The sequence below is a fragment of the Paenibacillus tyrphae genome (assembly GCF_024158745.1).
GTDB classification, from domain to species: Bacteria; Bacillota; Bacilli; order Paenibacillales; family NBRC-103111; genus Paenibacillus_G; species Paenibacillus_G tyrfis_A.
The window spans coordinates 1-15,755 of record NZ_JAMZAW010000047.1; the positions used below are offsets into that span (position 1 = coordinate 1).

Annotated in this window: 17 protein-coding genes; 15 read left to right on the forward strand and 2 right to left on the reverse strand. The window is 53.0% G+C overall.

All coding sequences use genetic code 11. From position 1 onward, the window contains the following. Positions 1-341 precede the first annotated feature (341 nt). From NI000_RS35905 to NI000_RS35925, 5 genes are all read left to right on the forward strand, one after another. Positions 342-719 (forward strand): hypothetical protein, encoded by a 378-nt coding sequence (locus NI000_RS35905; protein WP_054974861.1) that lies wholly within the window; start codon positions 342-344, stop codon positions 717-719. 175 nt (positions 720-894) lie between these two features. Then, on the forward strand, positions 895-1,182 hold the full coding sequence (gene gatC / locus NI000_RS35910) for an Asp-tRNA(Asn)/Glu-tRNA(Gln) amidotransferase subunit GatC (RefSeq protein WP_253416072.1): 288 nt from the start codon (positions 895-897) through the stop codon (positions 1,180-1,182). A 42-nt stretch (positions 1,183-1,224) separates the two neighbouring features. Further along, entirely contained in the window at positions 1,225-2,682 is a 1,458-nt protein-coding gene (gatA, locus tag NI000_RS35915; protein WP_253416073.1) for an Asp-tRNA(Asn)/Glu-tRNA(Gln) amidotransferase subunit GatA, read from the forward strand. A gap of 19 nt (positions 2,683-2,701) precedes the next feature. Next, entirely contained in the window at positions 2,702-4,150 is a 1,449-nt protein-coding gene (gene gatB / locus NI000_RS35920; protein ID WP_253416074.1) for an Asp-tRNA(Asn)/Glu-tRNA(Gln) amidotransferase subunit GatB, read from the forward strand. A 135-nt stretch (positions 4,151-4,285) separates the two neighbouring features. After that, the gene (locus NI000_RS35925; RefSeq protein WP_253416075.1) at positions 4,286-4,738 is read left to right on the forward strand and encodes a GNAT family N-acetyltransferase; all 453 of its coding nucleotides are present in this window, start codon (positions 4,286-4,288) and stop codon (positions 4,736-4,738) included. Here NI000_RS35925 and NI000_RS35930 read toward each other — a convergent pair. Further along, positions 4,723-6,405, reverse strand: a complete 1,683-nt coding sequence (locus tag NI000_RS35930) for a hypothetical protein (protein ID WP_253416076.1) — start codon at positions 6,403-6,405, stop codon at positions 4,723-4,725. The genes NI000_RS35925 and NI000_RS35930 overlap by 16 nt on opposite strands. Before the next feature lie 182 nt (positions 6,406-6,587). Between NI000_RS35930 and NI000_RS35935 the strand changes: the two genes are divergently transcribed. The 7 genes from NI000_RS35935 to NI000_RS35965 all read left to right on the forward strand — a co-directional run bounded on the left by NI000_RS35935 (position 6,588) and on the right by NI000_RS35965 (position 12,691). Continuing rightward, positions 6,588-7,280 (forward strand): MgtC/SapB family protein, encoded by a 693-nt coding sequence (locus tag NI000_RS35935; protein WP_253416077.1) that lies wholly within the window; start codon positions 6,588-6,590, stop codon positions 7,278-7,280. 96 nt (positions 7,281-7,376) lie between these two features. Continuing rightward, the gene (locus tag NI000_RS35940; protein ID WP_253416078.1) at positions 7,377-7,970 is read left to right on the forward strand and encodes an RNA polymerase sigma factor; all 594 of its coding nucleotides are present in this window, start codon (positions 7,377-7,379) and stop codon (positions 7,968-7,970) included. After that, positions 7,921-8,412 (forward strand): hypothetical protein, encoded by a 492-nt coding sequence (locus NI000_RS35945; RefSeq protein WP_253416079.1) that lies wholly within the window; start codon positions 7,921-7,923, stop codon positions 8,410-8,412. Before NI000_RS35940 ends, NI000_RS35945 begins: the two co-directional genes overlap by 50 nt. A gap of 15 nt (positions 8,413-8,427) precedes the next feature. Next, positions 8,428-9,063: a hypothetical protein gene (locus tag NI000_RS35950; protein ID WP_253416080.1), complete on the forward strand. Its 636-nt coding sequence runs from the start codon at positions 8,428-8,430 to the stop codon at positions 9,061-9,063. A 13-nt stretch (positions 9,064-9,076) separates the two neighbouring features. Continuing rightward, the gene (locus NI000_RS35955; RefSeq protein ID WP_253416081.1) at positions 9,077-10,324 is read left to right on the forward strand and encodes a DUF4097 family beta strand repeat-containing protein; all 1,248 of its coding nucleotides are present in this window, start codon (positions 9,077-9,079) and stop codon (positions 10,322-10,324) included. 67 nt (positions 10,325-10,391) lie between these two features. After that, complete coding sequence (gene perR / locus NI000_RS35960) at positions 10,392-10,823, forward strand: peroxide-responsive transcriptional repressor PerR (protein WP_253416082.1); 432 nt, start codon at positions 10,392-10,394, stop codon at positions 10,821-10,823. A 116-nt stretch (positions 10,824-10,939) separates the two neighbouring features. Next, positions 10,940-12,691 carry a glycosyl hydrolase family 18 protein gene (locus NI000_RS35965; protein ID WP_253416083.1) on the forward strand — a complete coding sequence of 584 codons (1,752 nt, stop codon included), beginning with the start codon at positions 10,940-10,942 and terminating at the stop codon, positions 12,689-12,691. Between the two features lie 69 nt (positions 12,692-12,760). Here the strand turns inward: NI000_RS35965 and NI000_RS35970 are convergent, their stop codons facing one another. Then, on the reverse strand, positions 12,761-13,144 hold the full coding sequence (locus tag NI000_RS35970; RefSeq protein ID WP_253416086.1) for a DUF2614 family zinc ribbon-containing protein: 384 nt from the start codon (positions 13,142-13,144) through the stop codon (positions 12,761-12,763). A gap of 85 nt (positions 13,145-13,229) precedes the next feature. Here NI000_RS35970 and NI000_RS35975 point away from each other — a divergent pair, with 85 nt between their 5' ends. The 3 genes from NI000_RS35975 (at position 13,230) to NI000_RS35985 (ending at position 15,410) form a co-directional block, all read left to right on the forward strand. Next, on the forward strand, positions 13,230-14,144 hold the full coding sequence (locus NI000_RS35975) for a nucleotidyltransferase-like protein (protein WP_253416084.1): 915 nt from the start codon (positions 13,230-13,232) through the stop codon (positions 14,142-14,144). Positions 14,145-14,405: 261 nt separating this feature from the next. After that, complete coding sequence (gene thiS, locus NI000_RS35980; protein ID WP_025853022.1) at positions 14,406-14,606, forward strand: sulfur carrier protein ThiS; 201 nt, start codon at positions 14,406-14,408, stop codon at positions 14,604-14,606. Between the two features lie 30 nt (positions 14,607-14,636). Then, positions 14,637-15,410 carry a thiazole synthase gene (locus tag NI000_RS35985; RefSeq protein WP_253416085.1) on the forward strand — a complete coding sequence of 258 codons (774 nt, stop codon included), beginning with the start codon at positions 14,637-14,639 and terminating at the stop codon, positions 15,408-15,410. The last annotated feature ends 345 nt before the right edge of the window (positions 15,411-15,755 follow it).

Consider the following 15,755-nt stretch of genomic DNA (forward strand, 5'->3'; position numbering starts at 1 on the left):
TACTTTAGCACAAAAAAGATAAAATTGAAGGCCAATCCCTTCCAACCTGGCCTAGCAAATCTCTGTCTCTCAGATAGATTGGTTGGAGCAGCATTGAAGTCCTTCTGCCACTAGACAAGCTGGATGCTTTTCGTTCGCACGGACGAGGCTTTATCGCATTGCCTAACCCTAGAAAAGATGATAAAATTAATAGAATTCATCATAAACGCTCTGCGACCGTTGCAAGAGAGATTCATTGCGTCATACACAAATTCCTTACACTATGCATCTATATTAAATTAAGTCAGCAAACAGAGCATGAATCCAAGGCAAGGGCCGGTTGACCAAGAGGGGGAACGTCCATGCTGCGTCTGGGACAGAAGATCGTTATTATTGGCGACAGCTTCGAACAAAATTTGCCGATCGGTGAATATGGATATATTATCGCGTACGACCGCAATGCGGACAATGTGTTCGATTACGTGGTTCGGATTCCGAAAGTGAACAAGCATTACTTCGTACCGGGCGCCGATGTCGAGCTGGAGGAAGTACTCATTCAGCAGGAAGTGGATCGGCTGGAACGAGAAGCGCTGATCGATTTTGCGCTCGCGACGAAAAACGAAGAGCTGTTTCGCCGGGTAATGAACGGCGATGCGGAAGAAGTCGTAGCGGAGACGAACAAAGAGGTGCAGTCCAAGGAAGACTTCATCAAGCAAGTCAATCTGAGGGCTTGGATTTGAAGCGTGCATTTAATAGAAACGTGATAGAGTTGAAACGAAAGAATCGGTTTGCGACTTCGAAAGGAGCGCAGCCGGTTCTTTTTCTTTTGGGTAAAATCACGCCGTTCCCAATTGAGTTCAACCCTTAACTCCGCTATAATAATAAGAATGATTGTCAGTAGAGTGAGGTGCAGGAATGAGCATAACCGTGAAGGATGTCGAACATGTAGCCGCTCTCGCCCGACTGGAGCTGAGCGACCGCGAGAAAGAGCAGTTTACCGAGCAGTTGAACGCCATATTGAAATATGCCGGGCAGCTGGAGCAATTGAACACGGATGACGTCGAACCGACCAGCCACGCGATGCCGCTTGTCAACGTCATGCGCGAAGACGAGGTCAGACCGTCGCTGCAGATTGAGAAAGTGCTGCTTAACGCCCCGGACGAAGAAGACGGGCAGATCAAAGTGCCTGCCGTATTGGAATAAGTATGGAATCTACCGAGGCGAACCTGAAGGGAGGACTTGTGCTTGTCTTTGTTTAATTTGCGCTTGCAGGAACTGCATAACAAGCTTCATGCGAAGGAAATCACCGTCTCCGATCTGGTGGACGAGTCTTATAAACGCATTGCCGCTGTCGACGGCAAAGTGAAGGCGTTTCTCACGTTGGACGAGGAGAACGCCCGGGCTAAGGCGAAGGAGCTGGACGCCAAGGCAGGCGGCAGCGAACCGCGCGGGCTGCTGTTCGGGCTGCCGATCGGCATCAAGGATAACATGGTTACCGAAGGCGTCACGACGACGTGCGCAAGCCAATTTTTGCGCAACTACAACCCGATTTTTGACGGAACCGCGGTTCGGAAGATTAAGGAAGCGGATGCGGTCAGCATCGGCAAGCTGAATATGGACGAGTTCGCGATGGGCGGCTCCAACGAAAACTCCAGCTTCCATCCGACGCACAATCCGTGGAACCTCGAGTACGTTCCAGGCGGCTCCAGCGGCGGCTCTGCGGCGGCGGTTGCGGCCGGCGAAGTATATTTCTCGCTCGGCTCCGACACCGGCGGTTCGATCCGCCAACCTGCGGCATACTGCGGCATTGTCGGCCTTAAGCCGACTTACGGACTCGTTTCCCGCTTCGGCTTGGTCGCATTCGCGTCCTCGCTCGACCAAATCGGTCCGCTCACCAAAAACGTCGAAGACAGCGCTTATTTGCTCCAGGCGATTGCCGGGCACGATCCGCTTGATTCCACGTCGCTTAACACGGAAATCCCGGATTACGTCAGCGCCTTGACGGGCGACGTTCAAGGGCTGCGGATTGCCGTCCCGAAGGAATATTTGGGCGAAGGCATCGATCCGAAGGTGAAGGATGCCGTTTTGACCGCTTTGAAGGTGCTGGAAGGCCAAGGAGCGATAGTGGAAGAAGTATCGCTGCCGCATACGGAATACGCGGTCGCTACTTATTATTTGCTCGCTTCCTCCGAAGCGTCCTCGAACCTGGCGCGTTTCGACGGCGTACGTTACGGTGTGCGCGCGGACAATCCGAAAAATTTGCTTGATATGTATGTCCAATCCCGCAGCCAAGGATTCGGCGACGAAGTGAAACGCCGCATCATGCTCGGAACATATGCGCTTAGCTCCGGTTATTACGACGCCTACTACTTGAAGGCGCAAAAGGTCCGTACGTTGATCAAGCGCGACTTCGAGCAGGTGTTCGAAAAATACGACGTGGTTATCGGACCGACGGCTCCGACGCCGGCCTTTAAGATCGGCGCACAGGCAGACGACCCGCTGACCATGTATTTGAACGATATTTTGACGATTCCTGTCAGCCTCGCCGGTATTCCGGCCATCAACGTTCCTTGCGGATTTGCCGACGGTCTTCCGATCGGATTGCAGATTATCGGCAAGGCGCTGGACGAATCGACGATTTTGCGCGTCGCTCACGCTTACGAGCAGCAAACCGACTTCCATAAGCAGCGTCCGCAGCTGTAATAGAAAGGAGCCACCTTTAGTGACAGCAGCAACCGACAAGAAATACGAGACGGTCATCGGGCTCGAGGTGCACGTTGAACTGCACACGAACTCCAAAATTTTCTGCGGCTGCTCCACCGCCTTCGGAGCTCCGCCGAACACCCATACGTGTCCGATCTGTCTCGGACATCCCGGCGTGCTTCCCGTGCTGAACAAGCAAGCGGTGGAGTATGCGATGAAAGCATCGATGGCGCTCAACTGCCAGATTGCAACGGAGAGCAAATTCGACCGCAAAAACTATTTTTACCCCGATTCCCCGAAGGCGTACCAAATTTCGCAGTATGACAAGCCGGTCGGCGAGCATGGCTGGATCGAAATCGAGGTCAACGGCGAAACGAAGCGCATCGGCATTACGCGCGTGCATTTGGAGGAAGATGCGGGCAAGCTGACCCACGTGGACGGGGGCCATGCCTCGCTCGTCGACTTCAACCGCGTCGGCACGCCGTTGATCGAGATCGTATCCGAACCGGACCTCCGCTCCCCCGAGGAAGCGCGGGCGTATCTGGAGAAGCTGAAAGCGATCATGCAGTATTGCGACGTTTCCGACGTGAAAATGGAGGAAGGCTCGCTTCGCTGCGATGCGAACATCAGCTTGCGTCCTTACGGACAACAGGAATTCGGCACCAAGGCCGAGCTGAAGAACATGAACTCGTTCCGTGGCGTACAGCGCGGACTGGAATACGAAGAATGGCGTCAGGCGGACGTGCTGGACAGCGGCGGCAAAGTCGTACAGGAAACGCGCCGTTGGGACGAAGCGCAGGGCAAGACGCTGACGATGCGGAGCAAGGAACAAGCGCACGACTATCGTTATTTTCCGGACCCGGACCTCGTGGCGCTGCATATCGACGACGCATGGAAAGCGCGCGTCCGCGAATCGATTCCCGAGCTGCCGGACGCCCGCAAGAAGCGGTACGTCAGCGAATACGGCCTGCCGAGCTATGATGCGGAGGTCATCACGTCTTCGATCAAAGTGGCCGACTTTTTCGAGGAAAGCCTCAACTTCACCAAGGACGCCAAAGCCGTGTCCAACTGGATTATGGGCGATCTGCTCGGCTACTTGAACGCGAATAACCTGGAGCTGCAGGATGTCAAAGTGACCGGCAAAGGTCTCGGCGAAATGATCGGACTGATGGAGAAGGGAACGATCAGCAGCAAAATTGCCAAAACCGTCTTTAAAACGATGCTGGAAACGGGCAAAGCCCCGCAGACGATCGTTGAGGAGCAAGGGCTTGTGCAGATCAGCGACGAAGGTGCGATTTTGGCTGTCGTTGAGCAGATCGTTGCGGGCAATCCACAATCGGTGGCAGACTTCAAAGCGGGCAAAGAGAAAGCTGTCGGCTTCTTGGTCGGTCAAGTAATGAAAGAGACGAAGGGGAAAGCCAACCCCGGATTGGTGAACAAATTGATTATCGAGGTCCTGAACCGTTAAGGCTTTCCATAGCTGGAAAAGAGGCTGTCCCTTGGGACGGCCTCTTTTGTTGTGAGACAACGTTTCGTTTGGTAAAATATAGGGCAATCTAAGTGCCTCCGCTGTCAAATGAGGCTCGAAGGAGGCTGCATCCTCATGATCAGACCGATTGATTTAAACGATCTGAATGCCGCGCTGGAGCTGCTGTCGCTTCAGCAGGTCGCATACCGTATCGAAGCGGAGCTTGTCGGCTTCGAAGAGATTCCGCCGCTGATCGATTCGCCGCTTTCGCTCCGGGAGTCGGGGGAAGCGTTTTTCGGTTGCTATTCGGATGAGCGGCTTGTCGGTGCGGCAGCCTGCAAGCAATCGCCCAAGGAAATGACCGTTTGCCGGATGATGGTGCACCCCGACTGGTTCCGTCACGGGATTGCCAGCCGGCTGTTGGAGCATATCGAGCAGCATGCTCCGCCAGGAACGGTGATTAAAGTCGCTACGGGTACGAACAATACGCCGGCAGTAAGGCTTTACGAAAAGCACGGGTACGAGCCGGTACAGGTCCATTTGCTCGCGCCCGGCATTACGCTGACGCAATTTCAAAAAATCGTATAGTCGTCAAAAGCGACCGCCACGCCGTCGACCGTACGCTGTACAATGGTTTCACCGCGTACGGTCAGCTGCAACCTGCGGCCGCGGCGAGTCGTATAAGCAGCCGACAAGGCGCCATCTCCTTCTTTGAAGACGGGCTGCTTGTCCGGAGCGCCCGCAAACGCACGCCAGTCGTCCAGCGTCTTTACGCCGGACGCCTCCGCTTCCGCCGCCCCCATCGCTTCGACCACGACTGCGTTCCGCCCGTTTGAGAGCAGGGATGCTGCGAACAGGCGGTCATTTTGTTCCTTCACGCTTAACGGCTGCATCAGATGGACTGCGACGAAGACCTGTCCGAGCTTTCCGTAACCGCTTCGTTCTTCGACATGCCATTCGCCTTTGGGCAGGCATCCGACCAACGTATCGGCGGCCTCGGCGTCCGGCGACACGTCCCAGGCGGCGATGACCGTATCTTTGTCCAGCAGCACCTGTCCGTAAGAGCTGGCGTGGCGGTCGTCGCCCGGCGTGTAATAGGCCCCGGGGTGGAAGAAGTACAGCTGATTTACGCCGAGCTCGGCCGTTTCCGTATCAAGGGGCAGCGAGACATCCCAGCGCAGCTGTTCGTTGTCGAATTCGTCGCGCCGCTCCCAAATGCCCCCGAGGGCATAGTCGTTCGTCAAATAGGCATACGTATGAGCTTCGGACTCGACCTTCTCGTCGGCTCCGGCAAAACGGATTTTGCGCTTGAGCTCGCAAGGCTCTTGGCGGTTCATGGCCGCCTCCCGGACAGCGTCCGATACTTCATAGCTGAAGAGCGCCGCTCCTTCCAGACGCGGAAACGTCGTAGGTGCCGGAAAATCGCCGAACTGGATATAGTCGTGCGGCGTATTCGTATCCTTCGGCGCATCGTGCGGCCAAATCCGGGACTGCGGCCCGACCCAAGCGCCGCACAAATACGATTCCGCGCGAAGTTTCCACAAATAGTCGAGCAGCTTCTCCGCGACCTTACGCGCTTGTTCATCCCGGACGATTTCCCACACGCAGGTGAAAGCTTGAATCCAATGCCAATGCCAAGGGAGGCAGCCGTACTCCTTGAATCCGAACGTATGTACGTGGTTCAGCAGGCGGCGGGCGCATGCCGTCCCTTCCCGAAGCAGCGCCTCGTCGGAAAAGATGTGCCCGAGCAGCAGCTTTAATGCGGTATGCTTCGCTTCGTGATGGTGCATCGACACCAGCGGATGGCGGTACACGCTGCTTTTGTAAATGTGCAGCAGAGCCGCTTGAAGCTCGCTGTCCAGTTCAGGAGGCAGCGCGTGCCGCATCCTTTCGTGGAACAGGATCAGCAGGCATCCCATCAGCTCTACCGGCAGTACGTGCGGCTTCGCCGCGGCCGGATCGGCTCCCAGATTTAACGGCCAATGCCCGTACATCGGGCTGTCCGGATTTTGATCCTGCAGCGTCAGGACTTGGCGAAGCATCCGGACCGACAGACCGGCCGCCGCTTTCCGGGTCTCCTCGCTCCAGCTGGGAGCGCCTTCCGCTACATAGGCAAACAGATGGGAAGCAAAATAAAAGTTGTCCCGCACATCTTTATGAAACCAATAGCCGCTCTCCAACAGAGGCAGGCCAAGAGCCTGCTCGGCCGCAAGCCGGAGAACGAGAAGTCTCCGTTCGTTCGTTTCCCTTTTCATGAAGCACCATTCCTCCAGTACTCGTCCCATGCTTATTTAAACGTTTCACTTCTTTAGTCTACCTGCAACTGTCCCGAAGTCAATGACTTTTCTGCGGAATATTTTTACCGGGTCTCCATCAGAAGAGCATGACGTGTTACAATAGTCATCAATATCTTGTTGGCAAGGAGGCGGTTTCTTTTATGCATGATCCATGGACGATCGATACGCTTCATATTACGCTCAGACTAGTATTGTCGCTGCTGTTCGGCGGCTTGATCGGGATCGAGAGGGAGCAGAGCAGCCATGCCGCCGGACTGCGCACGCACATGCTCGTGTGCCTCGGTTCCACGCTGATTATGCTCTTATCCATGTACGGGTTTTCCGAATTTTCCAAGCTGGACAACGTGCGATTGGACCCAGCCCGTCTGGCGGCCCAAGTCATCAGCGGAATTGGATTTCTCGGCGCGGGAACCATTCTATATACAGGCAAATCGATCACCGGCCTCACGACGGCCGCTTCCCTATGGGTGGTAGCCGCGATCGGTCTTGCGACGGGAGCGGGCTTTTACTATCCGGCCGCATTAAGTTGCGTGTTTGCCTTGATCAGTTTGTTTGTGCTTAATTTAGTGGAGAAAAAATACCTCCGCGCCAAAAAGCTGCGCCATATTCAGCTCAAGGCGCTGGATACGCCGAGTTTGATCGGCAAAGTTTCCGCTTTGCTCGCCAACAAAGGAAGCGTAATCCAGAAGCTTTCCGTCGAAGAAATACCTTCGGAAGAAGAGGACTTGATTCACATCAGCCTTACGCTGAGGCTTGCCAAAGGCGACAATGTCAGCCAAACGGTCGAAGATCTGATGCGGCTGGATGGCGTCCGTTCCGTTTCCTGCGATTAAAACAAAATTTTTTGAATGGTTTTGAAGGGGTTTCGGGGAGGAACGGCGTCTAAGATTTCAAGAGCGCAGATCAAGGCGGTGAGCAATGTGGAGAGCATGGCGGATGAACAACTGGTCGACCTAATCCGTCAAGGTGATGAAGAAGCGTACCGGGTATTAATGGCACGTTATCAGGACTATATCTATACGCTGATTTATCGCATGACCTTACATCGCGAAACAGCCGAAGATTTGACTCAGGAAGTATTTATCAAGCTGTACCGTTCCCTGGCCAACTTTCGCGGCGACGCCAAGTTTAAAACCTGGCTTTACCGGATGACTGTCAATCTGGTCACCGACTACAGGCGTTCGCAGCGGCGCAAGCCGTACGAAGCGATTCTGGACAAAATTAAGGGCTGGTTCGGAGACCGCCGGGAAGAGCCCGAGGCCCGCGCGCTGCAAAAGGAAGAGCAGGAAACGATGCAGCGGCTGCTTGCCGACCTGCCGGACAAATACCGGCTCATTCTGTATTTGTATCACTACAAACAGTTGTCGTATCAAGAAATTTCGGATGTGACCGGGCTGCCGATGAAGACGATTGAAACGAGACTGTATCGCGGAAAATCGCTGCTTAAAGAAAAATGGCTGGAGGTGCGGGGACATGACCATCATGCATCCAAACGATCAAGAGCTGCTTCGCTTTCTGAATAAAAGCTGCTCTGAATTGGAATACCATCGGATTGCACGTCACATGAAGGGTTGCGCTCCATGCCGCGGGAGACTGTCCGACTTTTTGGACGTCGAATTGATGTTGGATCATCTTGCCGTCGAACAGGCGCCTGCGGAGTTGACGGACCGCGTCATGTCCGCTTTGCGTTCGGGAAAAGAGTATGCGACGTCGGACCGGCCGTTGCCAGATCACCCGGCGTTCGAGACGCAAGCTGTCTCGCCCCGGCGCAAATGGAAGCCTTATTGGCGTACCGAGCTGCTTCACGGGATGGTCGCCATGGCCGCTACGTTCCTGTTTATCGTTTCCGGCGTATTCGGGAAGCTGGCGTCTCTGGACCCGAATCGGTGGGAGGCCGATGTTCGTACCGGCGCCCTTCAATTGTTCCACGTCGTCGAATCGGTATCGCGCCAATTTTTGTCATAAGGAGGGAATCTACGAATGCAGGACCAACCGAAAGGCCCGCATTATCATCGTGAGGATCGGGAAGACGAGTTTTTACGGGAGCGCATGGAGCGGTGGGGGCAGTCCCGAAAACCGCCGTTCGATCCTTTTTTCAGACCGAAGCCTCATAAGAGCAAATGGCTGGCGGGGTTATTGTCGTTTTTTATTCCGGGCACCGGCCAATTATATTTGGGGTTGATGCAGCGCGGCTTGGGGATCATGCTGCTGTTTATAATGAATATTGTCGCCATTGTGTATTTCGCTGCCAACGGAGAGGAAAATATTCCATTGATCGTTCTGTTTTCGCTGCTTATGCCCGTCACTTACTTCTACAATATCTTCGATGCGCTGCAGCAGACGGATCGGGTTAACGGGTACGGACATCCGGCTTATTTTGACGAGCCCCGGACGGAAGGAGATTCTCCGTTTGCGTCCGAGAAGCCTCTGCGCAAACTGCGTCAGGGGAACATATTCGGCTACGCGCTTATCGCAGCGGGCGCGCTGTTGTTTCTGGCCGGAGGCAAGCCGCAGTGGCTCGAACGCGTATTTGACTTTGTCGGTTCGTCGTTTGGCGCCGTGATTTTGATTGCCATCGGGGTTTACTTGTTCTATAAAGAATCCAGGAAAAAATAAGGAGAGAATTCGCATGCATAAGGCAGGCCGTTACACGGCGGCAATTTTGCTCGTATGTGTCGGCGGCGCCGTAATAGCCGACAAGACGACGGGCACTCACCTGACTGCGATGCTGGCGGATTGGTGGCCGCTGTTGTTTGTTTTGCTCGGAATTGAATATATTTTGTTCAATATCAAGTTTGGAAACAGCGATCGTCAATTGAAGCTCGACATCGGCGGGATTATTTTCGCGGTGCTTATCGCCGCCATCGTCATTGTCAGCACCCAGAGCGGCGAGCTTCTGAAAAAATTCAGCGGCTGGACCGTTAACGGGACGATCGATATGATGGCCGAGGGAAAGAAATTCGATAAAGGCATTACCGCCATCGAGCTACCTGCTCCCGTCGACAACGTGAAGCTGGACAATGAAAATGGCAACGTTGTTCTTAAGTCCGGGTCGGTCGACCAGCTTCAAGTCGATGTCAAGGTGTACGTTAAAGGTGTCAGTGAAGACGATGCGCAAGCGCTCGCGAACGAATCCAAACTGGAACACAGCGTGAGCGGCAATACGCTCAATATCCAGACTGTCGCCAAAGAATACGAAGGCGTCGGCGCCCTGTTCGGAAACCGCAAGCCGCGGATGGATCTGGTCGTCACGCTGCCTGCGCAGCATAAAGTCAATCTGGAGCTGCAGATGCGTAACGGTGAAATCGACGCGTCTGGACTGCCGATCAAGCAGCGTTTTACTGGGCATACAACGAACGGCGAAATACGTCTCGAGAATTTGCAGGGCGAATTGGATCTGGAGACCACCAACGGCAAAGTTCAAACCGAACGTACGGCAGGGCCGATGACGCTCAAAACTACCAACGGACAAATGCAGGTGAAGGATCATCAAGGGGATACGACGCTGAAATCGACCAATGGGAAGCTGAACATCGCCAATGTGACAGGGGAACTGCAGGCGGAAACGAGCAACGGCAGCGTCGTCGCCCAGGGGACGTTTAAAGGCGTAAAATTACAATCGACCAATGGGTCCGTCGAAGTGAGCAGCACGGTTGTCGACGGCGACTGGGACGTGCGAACGACCCACGGCAAGGTGGAGGTCAAGCTTCCGCAAAAAGGCGACTACCGGATCGACGGCGAAGGAGGAGAGGGACATATCAAAACCGATCTGCCTTTGTCCATTCAAGAAGATAGCGTCAAAGGCACGGTCGGAAGCGGCAAATACACGATTAAGCTGCATACCAACGACAGGCTTACCATACAGGGGTCCAATTGACAATTTGTTGAACATCCGGGTAAAATAAAGCGATACATTCCTTTCCCGGATTAGGCGGTGAAACACCATGAGCCATTCATTGGAGCAGGCACTTAACAAACTCAAAACGATGGGCATTCGGATGACTCCGCAACGGCATGCCATTTTATCATATTTGATTAATACAATGTCCCATCCGACGGCGGATGAAATATATAAAGCGTTGTCCCCGCTTTTTCCCAGCATGAGCGTGGCGACGGTATACAATAACCTTAAGGTGTTTATCGAAAGCGGATTGGTACGGGAGATGACCTATGGCGACCATTCCAGCCGCTTTGACGCGGATTTGTCCGATCACTATCATGCGCTTTGCGAGGAATGCGGTAAGCTGGTGGACTTCGCTTACAAGCCACTGGACGACCTGGAGCAGGCAGCCGGCGAAATGACCGGATTCCAGGTGAAAAGCCACCGGGTGGAAGTTTACGGCATTTGTTCGGACTGTACCAAGCAGATGACATGATAGATTGGTAGAATTAAGGTATAATGGACGTGTCTGGATTCCCGCGGCTGCGGGTCGACGCGTCCTTTTTTTCTTTATCCATCAGCTTTGCCTCATCATGTGACGGGAGTGAAACCATGGAACCGACGTTTGAAGCGGGAGGCGGGTCGCGCCGCAAAAAAAGAAAGAAGTCGACCTTTGTCCTGTTGTTTTTTGCCCTCCTATGCGGTCTTATTTTAGGTGCTTACTTATGGATCAAGTATGTCCCGAATTGGCAGCATGAACAGCCCGACTTTAAAGGCAACCCCAAACCGATTTTCTACGAAGGCGGAATGCTGGACCAACCCGCCGTAGGGCAGAAGGAAAGCTTGAAGCTTCCGTTCGAGATTGTGAAGGAACGGATCGATCCCACGCTTGTTTACGAGAAAGCGAGCGAGTCGACAATCATTACGACGCAAAACAAAGTGATCCGGCTTCGAACCAGCCAGTTGACCGGGATGATCAACGAAAAGCCGTTTACGCTCAAATTTCCGCTCGAAAAGTCGAACGGGATATTGTACCTGCCGATCGATCCGCTGAAAGATTTATACAAGGTCGATCTGCGGGAATCGCCGGATACGGGAGCCGTTTTGCTGTTTAAGGAAGGCGAGACGATTCACTGGTATAAGACGATCACCATTCCGGATAAGCCCGACAAAACGATTGCCGTGCGGCGGGATCCGACGATCAAAGCTCCGATTTATGCCGATCTGAAACAGGGAGAGAGCTTGATCGTATGGGGCGAGGAAGGCGAATGGTACCGCGTGCAGCAGACGAGCGGCTATATGGGATATGTCCGCAAGGATCAGCTTGCTGCCGACCGGGACGAAGTCATCCCGAGGAAAGAACCGGAACCTCCGTTCGTGGCTAAAAAGCCTATCAGCGGCAAAATCAATATGACTTGGGAGCAGGTCGTAACGAAAAATCCGGACACCAGCAAAATTCCCGACATGCCGGGACTGGATGTGGTCAGTCCGACGTGGTTTCATTTGGAAGACGGCGAGGGCAATCTGAAAAACTTGGCCGATCCTGCCTATGTCAAATGGGCCCACGACAGAGGCTACCAAGTCTGGGGGCTTTTCAGCAACGGCTTCGAGCAGAAGCGGACGACCCAAGCGCTCTCCACTTATGACAAACGGATGAAAATGATCAAGCAGCTGCTTGCCTTTGCGCAGATGTATTCACTGCAAGGAATCAACATCGATTTTGAGAACGTCAATTTGAAAGATAAGCAAAACCTGGTTCAATTCGTCCGGGAAATGTCGCCGCTCATGCATGAGCAAGGCCTTGTCGTTTCCATGGACGTCACCGCCAAATCGAGCAGCGAGGCGTGGTCCATGTTTTACGACCGGAAAACGCTGATCCAGTCGCTCGACTATATGATGCTGATGGCTTATGACGAGCATTGGGCGAGCAGTCCGAAGGCCGGTTCCGTCGCTTCGCTGCCATGGGTGGAGAAGTCGATTTCCGACCTGCTGAAAGAAGATCAGATTCCGCCGTCCAAGCTCATTCTCAGCATTCCTTTCTATACGCGGGTATGGACAGAAACGAAAAAGAACGGCAAAACCGATGTAAGCTCGAGAGCCGTGTTTATGGACATGCCGCAGCGTATCATCAAGGAGAAAAAGCTTACTCCTGTATTTTCCCCGGAAACGGGACAAAATTACATCGAGTACACGGAAGACGGCAAGCTCAACAAAATTTGGATTGAAGACGAGACGTCGGTAAAAGCACGCATCGAGCTTGTGAAAAAGTACGATTTGGCCGGCGTCGCATCGTGGCGGAGAGGCTTCGAGAATCCCGAGGCATGGAACTGGATCCGCGCGTCATTGGAAGCGCCGAAAAAATAACGATCAATAACAAAATAAACCGGCTCGCCTCATCGAACGATAATGGCGAAGCCGGTTTATTTTGTTCCTTTATGGAGAAGTCGTTTCCCCGGCTTGTTGCGTCGGATTGGGTCCCGAATCGGCGGCCGGAGCATATTTCGGGTCGAGCGTCAGAATCGTTTTGCAGAACATGCAGCGGTCCGTTTTTCCTAGCATCTTGGTCGGCTTTCCGCATTCCGGGCATTCGATTACCGTAGCGCTGGTCGACATCATGCCCGCGGCAAAATAAATTCCCATGCTCACCAGCATGGCAATGGCCCCGATGACCATACATACGGCTGCAATCATACGGCCGGCGGCTCCCCATTCGAAGACGATCCCGGCAAGTCCGAGGATCATGAGAAGCATTCCGCCCATGGTCAGCAGGAGCCCCCACAGCCGGAATTCATTTACTTTACTTGACTTGAACTTCATGTCTTTCACTTCTTTCTCGTAAGAATTGTGAGTGTCGTCACAAAAAAATGCAGGAAACGGCGGCTTCATGTAGAAATAACTATTCATGAAGAACGCATGTGGCTATCGTCAGGAGGCTTTCGCGATGGATTCCTTAAAAGCATATTGGGTGGAAAGGCTCCGTCAAGACGAGTCCGTTATCAGCGTAGCGGCCGTCGACAATCCTTCTTTGTTCTCGGCTGTCACGGACGGATTCGACATTGTGCTTCTGGTTGTCAGCAGCAATAACGAACGTGCTCATCAACAAGTTCATTATATAAAAGACAACCGCCGTATACAAGAAAGATGGATAAGCCCGGATACTCTGGATGAACTGATTTTGCGCGGCGAGTATCGCAATGTTATTTATTGGATCTTAAAAGGGGAGATACTTTTGGATCGGGATATGTATTTGGAGACCCTGCGGCATAAAGTGCTTGAGTTCCCGCTACCGCTTAGAGAACACAAGCTGCTGATCGAGTTCTCCAAATTTTTGCGCTGCTATTCGCAAAGTAAAGAATACATCTTAGACGAGCATTTGCTCGATGCATACAACAATATATTGGAGGCCCTGCACCATTGGGCGCGAATCGTCATTATCGAGTCCGGCAATCATCCGGAGGTAACGATTTGGCGCCAGGTAAAGACGATCAATCCCGGCGTGTACAAGCTGTACGAGGAGCTGACGTTAAGTAAAGAGACGCTAAAACAGCGCGTTCAGTTGGTGCTGCTGGCCAGCGAATTTTCCGTCATGTCCAAGATGGAACGCTGCTGCAGGCCGCTGATCGAACTGCTTGCCAGCCGCGAGGAAGCATGGAGCCTTCAGGAACTCCAGCAGCAGCCTGAGCTGGCGGACATCAAAGCGGATCTCCCGCTGCTTTTGAATAAGCTGGTCAAAAAATCGTTGGCTAAAGAAATCGTCTTTACCCATGACCCGGAACTATCCGTGCTGGAGATGCGGTATAAGGATGTCAAAAGCTGACCGATGTGTTATAATGGATTGGACAATCAAATAGCCACTAGGGGAGCTCCGACTTGCGGGGCTGAGAAAAAGAAGCGTGTTCTTTGACCCTTGGAACCTGTTTTGAAGTCTGCGTGAGCAGGCATCACTGGATTATACCAGCGTAGGGAAGTGGACGAATGCCAGCAAACTGCATATGAAGTATGCAGACAACATTCGGCCGGCCCGCCATGCGGGTTGGCTTTTTTGCTTTTATCGGCAAAGCGGCTGGAGGTGATAAGGATGCGACTGACCGTGAACGGGGAACTAAGGGAAGTGGACAACGCGGCTACCGTAGCCGAACTGCTCTCGGCGTTTAAACTGGACAATAAAATTTTGGTTGTTGAATTAAACCGGGAAATTATTGACCGTACCCGGTATGAAGAAGCCCGCCTGAACGACGGAGACCAGATCGAAATCGTTCATTTTGTCGGCGGCGGCTGAATAAAAACTATCGTTGAAGGAGCTACCAGCATGAGCGACACGTTAAAAATCGGACCTTACGAATTTCAATCCCGACTGCTGCTCGGGACAGGGAAGTTTTCGGATTTGAAGATTCAAGATCAGGCCGTTCAGGCTTCGGAAGCGGAAGTGTTGACTTTTGCCATCCGCCGTCTGCCGATCGACAACCCGGATGCGCCTAACTTTTTGGAAACGGTAGATTTGAAAAAGTTCACGCTGCTTCCTAATACGGCCGGCGCCTATACCGTAGAGGAAGCTGTTCGCATTGCGCGCCTGGCCAAAGCTTCCGGGCTTTGCGATATGATCAAAGTGGAAGTGATCGGAGACCCAAAAACGCTGCTTCCCGATCCGGTAGGAACGCTGGAGGCGACGAAAATTTTAGTAGAGGAAGGCTTTATCGTATTGCCTTATACTTCGGATGACCCGATTTTGGCCCGCAAGCTGCAGGAAGCGGGAGCCGCGGCCGTTATGCCCGGAGCATCGCCGATTGGTTCCGGTCAAGGGATCGTTAACCCGAATAATTTACGTTTTATTATCGAGGAAGCCAAAGTTCCGATTATCGTCGATGCAGGCATTGGCGGTCCTGCGGATGCTGCCTTAGCTATGGAGCTTGGCGCAGACGGCGTGCTGTTGAACACGGCTGTTGCCGGTGCGCAGGACCCCGTTCTGATGGCCGAGGCGTTCAAGCTGGCTGTGATCGCAGGGCGCAAAGGCTTTTTGGCGGGCCGCATTCCGAAGAAGCGCTATGCGTCTGCCAGCAGCCCCGTCGAAGGCATGATAGAGTAGTAGAGTGCGGGTATCGTCCGGCTGCTTTCGAGCGGCCGGATATTTTATTTATTTTAAGTGTTGACTTTCAAACTTAAGATGTGTTAAATTAATTCTCGCCGCTAAAAACGGCTGCCTTCAAAAAACTTGATCAAGCTGCTTCAAAAAAATGGTTTTAAAAAAATGCTTGCATTAAGATAGGCAAATGTGATATATTATAAAAGTCGCCGCTAAATGAGGTGACAACAACCGACAAAGCTTGAAACGCTTGACAGTACGGCTTTTGTTGGAGGAATTGCCCTTTGAAAACTGAACATCGAGTGAGTGTCATAAAAGAGAATGTAAATTCTTGTCAGTAGTAAATTA